This window comes from Kitasatospora sp. NPDC096147, assembly GCF_044763225.1.
Taxonomy (GTDB): domain Bacteria; phylum Actinomycetota; class Actinomycetes; order Streptomycetales; family Streptomycetaceae; genus Kitasatospora.
On the sequence record NZ_JBIWFX010000001.1, the window covers coordinates 373,836 to 385,084 of the forward strand.

At 74.8% G+C, this 11,249-nt stretch carries 6 protein-coding genes and 1 pseudogene; all 7 read right to left on the reverse strand.

What is annotated here, in order from left to right; all coding sequences use genetic code 11:
• Window positions 1-745, reverse strand: a 745-nt coding sequence (locus tag ACIRBX_RS01405; protein ID WP_402293038.1) for an ABC transporter permease, incomplete at its 3' end; no start/stop codon positions are given.
• A gap of 4 nt (window positions 746-749) precedes the next feature.
• Window positions 750-1,727: an ABC transporter permease gene (locus ACIRBX_RS01410; RefSeq protein ID WP_402293040.1), complete on the reverse strand. Its 978-nt coding sequence runs from the start codon at window positions 1,725-1,727 to the stop codon at window positions 750-752.
• Between the two features lies 1 nt (window position 1,728).
• A complete protein-coding gene (locus ACIRBX_RS01415) occupies window positions 1,729-3,399 on the reverse strand; it encodes an ABC transporter substrate-binding protein (protein WP_402293041.1) in 1,671 nt (556 codons plus the stop codon).
• A 147-nt stretch (window positions 3,400-3,546) separates the two neighbouring features.
• Entirely contained in the window at window positions 3,547-3,951 is a 405-nt protein-coding gene (locus ACIRBX_RS01420; protein WP_402293042.1) for a nuclear transport factor 2 family protein, read from the reverse strand.
• Between the two features lie 68 nt (window positions 3,952-4,019).
• The gene (locus ACIRBX_RS01425; RefSeq protein WP_402293044.1) at window positions 4,020-4,442 is read right to left on the reverse strand and encodes an ester cyclase; all 423 of its coding nucleotides are present in this window, start codon (window positions 4,440-4,442) and stop codon (window positions 4,020-4,022) included.
• Between the two features lie 42 nt (window positions 4,443-4,484).
• Window positions 4,485-5,249, reverse strand: a complete 765-nt coding sequence (locus ACIRBX_RS01430) for an SDR family NAD(P)-dependent oxidoreductase (protein WP_402293045.1) — start codon at window positions 5,247-5,249, stop codon at window positions 4,485-4,487.
• Window positions 5,231-11,194, reverse strand: a pseudogene (locus tag ACIRBX_RS01435) (type I polyketide synthase); the annotation flags it as partial. The pseudogene ACIRBX_RS01435 and the gene ACIRBX_RS01430, both read right to left, overlap by 19 nt.
• Between the last annotated feature and the right edge of the window lie 55 nt (window positions 11,195-11,249).

Here is an 11,249-nt window from a genome sequence, read left to right on the forward strand (position 1 = left end):
TGGCGGCGCCGGGGAAGACCCCGATCCACCAGGCGGTCTGGAGGAAGCTGCGACCCTGGGAGAGCATCGCGCCCCACTCCGGGGACGGCGGCTGCGGCCCGAGGCCGAGGAAGCTCAGCCCGGAGGCGGCGATCAGGGCCGCGCCGAAGCCGACGGTGGCCAGCACCAGCATCGGGCCGATCGCGTTGGGCAGCACGTGACGCAGGATCAGCAGCGGCCGGGGCAGCCCGAGCAGCCGGGCGGCCTCGACGTAGCCGGAGCGCCGCACCACCAGGGTCTCGGCCCGGACGATCCGGGCGTAGCCGGGGACGAAGGCGATCGCGATGGCGGCCATCACGTTCCCCGAGCCGGTGCCGAGCACCGTGACGGCGAGCAGCGCGAGCAGGATCGGCGGCAGCGAGAGCAGGACGTCGGCGGCGCGCATCAGCACCTGGTCGGCGGCCCGGCCGCCGAGGGCGGCGGCCAGGCCGAGCACCGCGCCGCCCGCCACCGCGAGGGCGGTGGAGCCGAGGCCGAGCAGCACCGACGGGCGGGTGCCGTGCAGCACCCGGGCGAACAGGTCGCGGCCCAATTGGTCGGTGCCGAACCAGTGCTGGGCGCTGGGCGCGGCCAGGGCGTGGATCGGATCGGTCTCCACCGGGGAGGCGGAGGTGAACAGGCCGGGGGCGGTCGCGGCAGCCGCGATCAGCACCAGCAGGACGGAGGCCAGCACCAGGGTGGTCCGGCCGGAAGCGGGCTTGGCCATCCGGTCAGCGGCTCCTCAGTCGGGGGTCGGCGGCGAGGTGGAGCAGGTCCACCAGGGTGGAGATCAGGACGAAGACCAGCGCGGAGAGCAGCACCAGGCCGATCACCAGCGGCATGTCCTTGTTGACCGCGCCCTGGAGGCTGAGCGCCCCGATGCCGGGGCGGCCGAAGACCGTCTCCACCAGCACCGCACCGCCGAGCAGCGAGCCGGTCAGCCAGCCGGTCAGGGTGAGCACCGGTCCGGCGGTGTGCCGCAGCGCGTGCCGCAGCAGGACGGCGGAGGCGGCCAGGCCCCGGGAGCGGGCAGTGAGCACGAAGGGCTGGCCGAGCGCGTTCTCCAGGCCCTCCCGGAGCACCTGGGTGAGGACCCCGGTGAGCGGCAGGGCGAGGGTGAGGGCGGGCAGTACCAGGGCCGAGAGGTCCTGGTCGCCGGCCACCGGGAAGATCCGCAGTTGGAAGGAGAAGGCGGTGAGCAGCAGGATGCCGATCCAGTACGAGGGGCTGGAGACCGCCAGCAGCTCCAGCAGCGAGCTCAGCCCGCGCAGGGCCGGCCGGCGGCCGGCCGTCGCCGTGGCTGCGACCAGCGCCAGGACGACGGCCAGCACCAGGGCCGCCAGCGCGAGCTGGACGGTGGAGCCGAGCTGATCACCGATCAGCCCGGCCACCGGCCGCTGGAGTTGGTAGGACTCACCGAGATCGCCGGTGAGCAGGCGGCCCAGGTAGTGCAGGTACTGCACCGCGACCGGCTGGTCCAGCCCGTACGCCGCCCGGATCTCCGCCTTCACCTCGGGGGTGGCGGCGGTGCCCGGGCCGAGCATCACGGTGACGGGGTCACCGGGGACCAGCTGGAGCGCGGCGAAGGCGACCGTGGCGGCCCCGACCAGGACCGCGAGGGCACCCACCAGGCGGACCAGCAGCCGGCGGGCAAGTCCGAGCGCCACCGCGGGGAGACCCCGGGGGGCCGTCAGGTCGTCGTGGGTCATGTCACTTACCGAGCCAGGCGTCGTGGAAGCGCAGCCAGGTGTTCGGGTCGGCGGAGAGGCCGTGCACCTGGGCGGACTGGCCGACGGTCGCGGTGCGGACGTACAGCGGGACGATCAGGCCGAGCTCGATCGCGCGCTGCTGGGTCTTGCCGTAGACCTCCTGACGGACCGTCTTGTCGAAGGTCTCCTTGCCCTTGGTGGTCCACTCGTCGAGTTGGGCGTCCTGGTAGAAGGTCGCGTTCTGGCCGCCCTTGGCGGGCTGGCTGGAGCTGTGGAAGTAGAGCCGGAGGACGTCCGGGTCGAAGCGGGCCCAGCTGTAGTCGGCGATGTGCACCTTGCCGCCGTAGACCTGGGCGATGTAGGTGCCGATGTCCAGGCGGGGGCGGGTGACCTCGATGCCGATCTTCTTCAGGTCGGCCTGGATGGCTTGGCCGAGGGTGTCGCGCTGCTCGCGGACGAACTCGGCGGGCGGCAGCGGCCACTCGATGGTGAGGCGCTTGCCGTCCTTGGTGCGGTAGCCGTCGGCGTCCTTGGCGGTCCAGCCGGCCTCGTCGAGGGACTTCTCGGCGAGCGCCCGGTCGTAGGCCCAGCTGTTCTCGAGGGACTTGTCGTAGTAGGGGGTGGTGGGCGCGACGGGGCTCCAGGCCCGCTTGTTGACGCCGAAGTAGACGCTCTTGACGTCGGTCTCGACGTCGATGCCGCGCTGCACGGCCTTGCGCACCCGCGGGTCGTCCAGCGGCGCCTTGGAGGTGTTCAGCACCAGCGAGTAGACGGCGCCGGGGGCGTCGGTGGAGACGGTCTTCAGCTTGCTGTCGGCCTGCACCGTCTTGACGCCGGACGGCGGGATCGGGTCGGCGACCTGCACCTGGCCGCTGTTCAGCGCGCCGAGCCGGACGGAGTCCTCGGTGAGGAACCGGACGGTCAGCTTGTCGAGGTACGCCGGGCCCTGGTGGGCGGCGCCCGCCGGGGCCCAGTTGTAGTCCGGGTTCTTGCTGAAGACCGCGCTCTGGCCCTTGGTGTAGCTGGTGAAGACGAACGGGCCGGTGCCGACGTCGGCCGGGCCGCCGGCCCCGAGCTTGGGTCCGTTCTCCTTGATGGTCTTCGGCGAGTAGAAGCCCAGGTAGGGGGTGGAGGCGGCCTGGAGGAACGGCGCGAAGGGCTCGGCGAAGTTCACCTTCACCGTCTTCGGGTCGACCACCTCGGTGCCGGTGTAGGGGCCGAGCAGGCTCGCCGCGTACTGCGACTTGGTCTCCTTGGCGACGATCCGGTCGAAGTTGACCTTGACGGCCTCGGCGTCGAAGGGGGTGCCGTCGGTGAACTTCACGCCCTCGCGGAGGTGGAAGGTGAAGCTCTTCAGGTCCGGCGCGGCCTCCCACGTGGTGGCCAGCCAGGGCTGGAACTCGCCCTTGGCGTCCTGCTGGACGAGGGAGTCGAAGACGTTGCGCTGGATCGCGCCGGTGACGTCCTGCTGGCTGACGTGGATGTCGAACGAGATCGGCTCCACGTCGGTGGCGTAGGTGAGCGAGCCGCCCTGGACGGGGGTGCCCTGGGCGCCCCCGTCCTTTGCCGGGGCCGCCGAACCGGTGGCGCCGGAGCCGCAGCCGGTGAGCAGCAGGGTGCCCGCGGCGAGTGCGGCGAGCAGCGGGACGGGACGGGGCCCGGTTCTGGGCATCGGTGTGCTCCGTTTGTTGCGAGAGGAAAGTAAGGAGTTCAGCTGGGGGGAAGTCTGCCGAGGCGGCGGGCCGGGCGGACCCCTAGGCAACCCCTAGCCCACCCCTCCCCCGCCCGACCCCGCCCGGGCCCGCCCCCTGACGGCGGGTCAGTGCACCCGGGCCAGCGGATAGCGCGGCACCGAGCGCCGGCGGGCGATCCGCCAGCCCTCGGGGGTGCGGGTGTAGACGTCCAGGTACTCGCCGTTGTGCACCGCGCCGTCGGCCAGCAGCACCAGGTAGCGGCTGCGGCCCCGGACCACGCCGTCCTCGTCCCGGCGGAACGTGATGTCGACGGTCTGGTGGTCCGGGTGCTCCGGCGCGAGGTCGCGGCTGAACGCCCGGATCGCCTCCAGGCCCTCGAACACGGCTCCGGTGCGGGCGAGTTCGATGACCCCGTCGGGGGCGAAGACGGTGCCGAGGGCCTCGGCGTCGGCGTTGTCGAAGGCGTGCGAGAAGCGGGCCAGCAGCTGGCGCAGCTGCTCCGCGTCGTCGAGGGTGAGCTGATCGGTCACGGCGGTCTCCTGGAACGGGAAGGGGCCCGGCCGGAGGCGTCCGGCCGGGCCAGGGGTACAGAGGGGGGTCAGACGGCGACGGGGGCCAGCTGCTGGATGATGCCGAGGCGGTCCGGCAGCACGCTGTACCGGACCACCCTGCCGTCGCGCACGGTCAGCCGGCTGACGCTGTGTCCGGTGAAGGAGCGGCCGGTGGCCGGCACGCCGAAGATCGGGCCGGAGTGGGTGCCCTCGATCCGCCAGTAGGCGATCACCAGGTCGCCCTCGGCGACCAGGTCCTCGACGGTGGCCTTGACGTCCGGCACGTTGGTCCACAGCCAGCGCAGGTGCTCGCGGAAGTCCTCCTGGCTGCCCGGGCCGTCGGGGCCGACCCGGCTCTCGTCCACCGCGTCCTCGGCGATCAGCTCCTCGACCAGGTCGAGCCGCTGGCCGGTGACCAGCTCGTGGTAGTAGCGCAGGACGACGGCCTTGTTGTCCTCGAGCGTGCTCATCGTTCGTTCTCTCCTCGGGAGTTGTAGGGAATCAGAGGGGGTTCAGCGGGCGGCCGGCGGCAGCAGGATGCCGCCGTTGGCGCTCAGGCCGCCGTCCACCGGCACGGTCACGCCGGTGACGTAGGAGGCGGCGGGCGAGGTGAGGAACCAGACCACCTCGGCCTGCTCGCGGGCCTCGGCCCAGCGCTGGGCCGGGATGCGGCGGGTGATGAAGGCGGAGAACTCCGGGTCGGCGACCTGAGCCGCCGTCAGGCCGGTGACGGTGCCGCCGGGGGCGATCGCGTTGATCCGGATGCCCTCGGCCGCGTAGTCGATCGCGGTGCCCCGGACCAGGTTGATCACGGCCGCCTTGGTGGCGTTGTAGGCCCAGGTGCCCGGGTCGCCGCGCAGGCCGGAGACCGAGGAGGTGGCGACGATCGCGCCGCCCCCGGCGGCCCGCAGGGCGGGCACCGCGGCCCGGATGCCGAGCACCACGCTGCGCACGTTCACCGCGAACAGCCGGTCGAAGCGCTCCACCGCGCCCGCCGACTCCAGCGGACCGCCGCCGCCGGTCCCGGCGTTGAGCACCGCCGCGTCGAGCCGGCCGAAGCGCTCCACGGCCAGCTCCACCGCGCGCTGGTTGGTCGCCTCCTCGGCCACGTCCCCGGCCAGGGTGGCGACGCCGTCCAGCTCCTCCAGCGCCTTCAGGCCGTAGCTGTCCAGGTCCACCGCGACCACCCGGTGGCCGCGCTCGGCGTAGAGCCGCACCGCCGCCTCGCCGATCCCGGAGGCCGCTCCGGTCACCAGTACTACCGGGCTGCTGCCCATGCCCGCTCCTTCGTCTCGATCCACTGCCGGACGGCGTCCGCCGTCGTCGGGGTGTGCTGCTCCAGCACGGTGAAGTGATCGCCGGTGATGTCCCGCACCTCGTGCGGCACCGGCCAGTAGGCGCGCCAGTCGTGACGGCCCGTCGGGTCGACCACGGTGTGGCGCAGGGGGGTGTCGGCGCGCAGCGCCAGCACCGGCGCCTGCACCGGGCCGGGCTGCCAGCCGGCGAAGACGGAGTTGTAGCCGCCCATCGCGGTCAGGCTGGCGTCGCTCCAGACCATGTCGTACTGCCGGATGCGGTCGACCATGCCGGTGAGCATCGCGGTCAGCCACCACTCGCCCATGCCCTCGCGGGAGGCGCTGTCGATCGGGTAGGAGTCGATCAGGCCGAGCCCGGCCACCCGCCGCCCGGCCGCCTCCAGCCGCTCGGTGACGGCGTGCGCGACGCAGCCGCCCATCGAGCGGCCCAGGATCACGAACGGCCGGTCCGGGCCGACCAGTCGGAGCACCGCCTCGGTGTGCAGGGTGAGGAAGGTGTCCAGGGTGTCGGGGAGCAGGTCGCTCGGGGTCCAGCCGGGCGAGGGGAGCACGAAGAAGTCGCGCTCGCCCTGGAAGGAGTGGGCCAGCCGGGCGTACTCGTGCGGGCCGGAGATGGCGCTCAGCGCGGGGAAGGCGACCACCGCCGTCTCGCCCTCGCCGGTGGCCAGCCTCAGCGGCTCCAGGGCGTGCTCGGCCCGCTCGGCGACGGTGAACCGGGACCGCAGGGCGGAGGCCAGCCCGATCAGCCCGGAGGCCTCGCCGAAGCTGCCCTGGGCGGCCAGCCTCCGGTAGAGGGTGGAGAGCGGGTGGCGCGGGTCCTCGCCGTCCGGTGCGGTGGCCACCGAGACCGCGCCCGGGGCGGGCGCCTCGGCCACCAACTCCGCCAGGTGGTCCGCCAGTTGCGTCGGGTCCGGATGGTCGAAGGTGACCGTGGGAGCCAGCCGCAGACCGGTCACGGCGGTCAGCCGGTTCCGCAGCTCGACGGCGGTCAGCGAATCGAGCCCGAGGTCGTTGAACGGGCGCAGCTCGCCGACCGCGCCCGCCTCGGTGCCCAGCACCCCGGCCACCTCGGTGCGCACCAGCTCCAGCAGGGCGGCGGTGCGCTCGGCCGCGGCCAGCGCCAGCAGCTTCGGCAGCAGGGCCGGGCCGCTCGCGGCGGCGGCCCGGGCGGCGGCCCGCCGGCCGGCCGGGACGAGCGCGCCGAGCAGGGCGGGCAGCACGGGCTGGGTGCGCAGCACCGCCAGGTCCAGCGGGGCGGCGACCAGGTAGGGGTCCTCGGCCCGGAGCGCCGCGTCGAACAGCCGGGCGCCCTGCGCGGCACCGATCGGGCGCAGGCCCGCCCGGGCGGCCCGGCGCCGGTCGGCCTCGCCGAGGTGGGCCGTCACGGCGCTGGCCTCCGCCCAGCTGCCCCAGGCCAGCGACTGGCCGGGCAGGCCGATCGAGCGGCGGTGGGCCGCGAGGGCGTCCAGGTAGGTGTTGGCCGCCGAGTAGCTCGCCTGGCCCGGGCCGCCGAAGGCGGCGGCGACGGAGGAGTAGAGCACGAAGGCGGCCAGGTCGTGACCCCGGGTCAGCTCGTGCAGGTGGCGGGCGCCGTCGGCCTTGGGGGCCCAGACGGTCTGCACCCGCTCGGGGGTGAGCGCGGCGAAGACACCGTCGTCCACCACCCCGGCGGTGTGCACCACGGCCGTCAGCGGGTGCTCCTTCGGGATCGCCGCGATGGCCTCCCGGAGTGCCTCGCGGTCGCCCGCGTCGGCCGCCGCGATGGTCACCCGGGCGCCCAGGCCGACCAGCTCGTCCTGGAGTTCCTCGGCCCCGGCCGCCCGGGCGCCGCTGCGGGAGAGCAGCAGCAGGTGCCGCACGCCCCGCTCGGTCACCAGGTGACGGGCCAGCAGCCCGCCCAGCACCCCGGTGCCACCGGTGATCAGGACGGTGCCGTCCTCGTCCCAGGGGCGGGCCGCACCGACCTCCGGCGCAGCCGCCCGGACCAGCCGGGGCACGTGCACCCGGCCTTCGCGCAGGGCGAGTTGGGGCTCCCCGGCGGCCACGGCGGCGGGCACCAGGTGCTGCGAGTCGTGGTCGGTGTCGATCAGGACGATCCGGCCGGGGTGCTCGGACTGGGCGGAGCGCAGCAGCCCCCAGACCGGGGCCAGCACCGGATCGGGCGCCTCACCGGAGACGGGCACGGCGCCGCTGGTGACCACGGCCAGCCGGGTGTCCTGGTCTGCCTCGTCCGCCAGCCACTGCTGAACGGCCGTCAGCACCTCGGCGAGCACGCCCTCGTGACCGGTGACCCGCAGCTCGCTCCAGGTCTCCGGGCCGGCCGGCTCGGCCGCCGGGACCTCCGGCCAGTCCAGCCGGAACAGCGCGTCGCGGTCCGCGCCCGCCGCCGGGGCGAGCTGCTCGGCCGAGACCAGCCGGGCCCGCAGGGCGGCCACCGAGGCGACCGGCTCGCCGGTCTCGTCGGCGACGTCGACCGAGATGGCCTCCGGTTCGGTGTAGCGCAGGCGCACCCGCAGGGCGGCGGCGCCCGCCGCGTGCAGCCGGACGCCGGTGTAGGCGAACGGGAGGCGGCTGGTGCCGGCCGGGGTGTCGGTCAGGCCGTGGTGGGCGGTGACGTGCACGGCGGCGTCCAGCAGGGCCGGGTGCAGGCCGAACTCCCCGGCACTCTCCCGGACTTCCTCCGGCAGCGCGACCTCGGCCCAGAAGGTGTCGCCGTCCCGCCAGGCGGCCCGCAGGCCCCGGAACGCCGGACCGTAGGCGAGCCCGGCGGCGGCCAGCTCGGCGTAGACCTCCTCGGTCGGCAGCTCGGTGGCGCCCGCCGGGGGCCACTCCCGCAGCGCCTCGCCCGGGGCTCCGGGGCCGGCCAGCAGCAGACCGGAGGCATGCCGGCTCCACTCCTCGGTACCGGCCGGGCGGGAGTGCACGGTGACCTCGCGGGCCCCCGTACCGTCCGCGCCGCCGACGGCGACCTGCACGTGCACCGCACCGTGCTCGGGCAGCACCAGCGGAGCCTCGACCACCAGCTCGTCCAGGGTGCCCGCGCCCAGCTCGTCGCCGGCCCGCACCGCGAGCTCCAGCAGGGCGGTGCCGGGCACGATGACGGTGCCCTGCACGGCGTGGTCGGCCAGCCAGGGGTGGGTGCGCAGCGCGAGGCTGCCGGTGAGCACCACGCCCTCGCCGTCCGGGAGCCGGACGGTGGCGCCGAGCAGCGGGTGGGCCGCCTCGGCCAGGCCGAGACCGGCGGCGTCGGCCGCCCGGCCGACCGGGTCCAGCCAGTACCGGCGGCGCTGGAACGGGTAGGTGGGCAGCTCCACCGCGGACGGGTGGGACGGGCGGCCGGTCAGGGCCGGCCAGTCCACCCGGTGGCCCTGGACGTGGATCCGGGCCAGCGCCGTGACGGCACTCTCCGCCTCGCCCCGGTCGCGGCGCAGCGCGGTGGCCGTCACCGGGGCCTCCAGGGTGGCACCGACCAGGCCGGTCAGCGTGCCGTCCGGGCCGAGCTCCACGAAGGTGCTGACCCCCTCGGCGGCCAACTCGCCCACCACGTCGGCGAACCGGACCGGCTCCCGGACCTGCCGCACCCAGTACTGCGGGTCGGTCAGCTCGGCGGCGGTGGCCACCTTGCCGGTGAAGTTGGAGACCACCGGGATCTGCGGCGCACGGAAGGTGAGGCCGGCGGCGATCCGCCCGAACTCGGCGAGCATGCCGTCCAGGTGGGCGGAGTGGAAGGCGTGACTGACCGTCAGCTGCTTGGTCCGCCGGTCGGCGAACACCTCACGGACGGCGGCCACCGCCTCGGCGTCGCCGGAGACCACCACCGAGCGCGGCCCGTTCACGGCCGCCACCTCGGCACCGGGGAGCAGGGCCGCGCGGACCTCCTCCTCGGTCGCCTCGATCGCCACCATGGCGCCACCGCCCGGGAGTTCCTGCATCAGCCGGGCCCGGGCCGCCACCAGGGTGGCCGCGTCGGCCAGCGAGAGCACCCCCGCCACGTGGGCCGCCGCCAGCTCACCGATCGAGTGGCCGGTGACGTAGTCGGGGCGCACGCCCCAGGACTCGTACAGCCGGTACAGCGCCACCTCGACGGCGAACAGCGCGGGCTGGGTCCAGCCCGTCTCGTCCAGGCCCTCGCCGCTCTCGATCACCCCGGCCAGCCCGGGCAGGCCGAGCGCGGCCTGCACGGCGTCGAACGCCTCCGCGAACACCGGGAACGCGGCGGACAACTCCCGCCCCATCCCCACCCGCTGACTGCCCTGGCCGGAGAACAGCACGGCCAGCCGGCCGCTGCCGAGGGTGCTGCCGCTGACCACGCCCGGCCCGGCCAACTCCCGCAGGCCCGCCACCGGGTCGCCGAGCACCACGGCCCGCTCCTCGAAGGCGGCCCGGTCGGCCACCAGGGCCCGCGCCACCTCCAAAGGGTCGGCAGTGGCCAGCAGTTCGGCCACCTGGGCGGCTCGCTGCCGGAGCGCCTCGGGGGTGCGGCCGGAGACCACGAAGGGCAGCACGCCCGGGGCGGCGTCGCCCTCCGCCGCGACCGGCTCGTCCGCCGGGGCCTGCTCGATGATCACGTGCGCGTTGGTGCCACTGGCCCCGAACGCCGAGACGCCGACCCGGCGCGGGCCCTCCGTCTCCGGCCAGGCGCGCTGCTCGGTGAGCAGCTCGACCGCCCCGGCCTCCCAGTCCACGTAGGGGGTGCGCTGCTCGGCGTGCAGGGTGCGCGGCAGCACGCCGTGCCGGATCGCCTGCACCGACTTGATCACCCCGGCCACGCCCGCCGCCGCCTGGGTGTGGCCGATGTTGGACTTCAACGAGCCCAGCAGCAGCGGCTGTCGGCGGTCCTGACCGTAGGTGGCCAGGATCGCCTGGGCCTCGATCGGGTCGCCGAGCCGGGTGCCGGTGCCGTGCGCCTCGACGGCGTGCACGTCGGCGGCGGTCAGCCGGGCCGAGGAGAGCGCCTGCCGGATCACCCGCTGCTGGGCGGGGCCGTTGGGCGCCGTCAGGCCGTTGGAGGCACCGTCCTGGTTGACCGCGCTGCCGCGCAGCACCGCCAGCACGGGGTGGCCGTGGCGCTGGGCGTCGGAGAGGCGCTCGACCAGCAGCAGGCCCACGCCCTCCGCCCAGCCGGTGCCGTCCGCCTCGGCGGCGAAGGCCTTGCAGCGCCCGTCGGCCGACAGGCCGCGCTGGCGGGAGAACTCCACGAAGCCCTGGGCGGTGGCCATCACGCTGACCCCGCCGGCCAGCGCCAGGTCGGATTCGCCGGACCGCAGCGACTGGGCGGCCAGGTGCAGGGCGACCAGCGAGGAGGAGCAGGCGGTGTCCACGGTGACCGCCGGGCCCTCGAAGCCGAAGGTGTAGGAGATCCGCCCGGAGGCGACGCTGTCCAGGCCGCCGATGCCGAGGAAGCCCTCCAACTCGCCCGGGGCGTCGTGCAGTCGGGGCGTGTAGTCGCTGCCCGCGATTCCGGCGAAGACGGCCGTCCGGCTGCCGCGCAGCCCGGCCGGGTCGATCCCGGCCCGCTCGAACGCCTCCCACGCGGTCTCCAGCAGCAGCCGGTGCTGCGGGTCGGTGGCCAGCGCCTCGCGCGGCGAGATGCCGAAGAACTCGGCGTCGAACTCCGGCGTGGTGTCCAGGAATCCGCCGTGCCGGGTGTACGAGGTGCCCGGGTGGTCCGGGTCGGGGTGGTAGAGCGCCTCCAGGTCCCAGCCCCGGTCGGCGGGGAACTCGCCGATGGCGTCGACACCCTCGCTGACGACCCGCCAGAGGTCGTCCGGCGAGGCGATCCCGCCGGGCAGCCGGCAGGCCATCCCGACGATGGCGATCGGCTCGTGCTTGGCCCGCTCCACGTCCTGGAGCCGCTTGGTGGCCTTCTGGGCGTCGGCCAGGGCCCGCTTCAGGTAGTCCCTGAGCTTCTGGTCGTTGGACATCGTTGCCTCTCGGAATCACAGACGGAAGGTGCGTGCG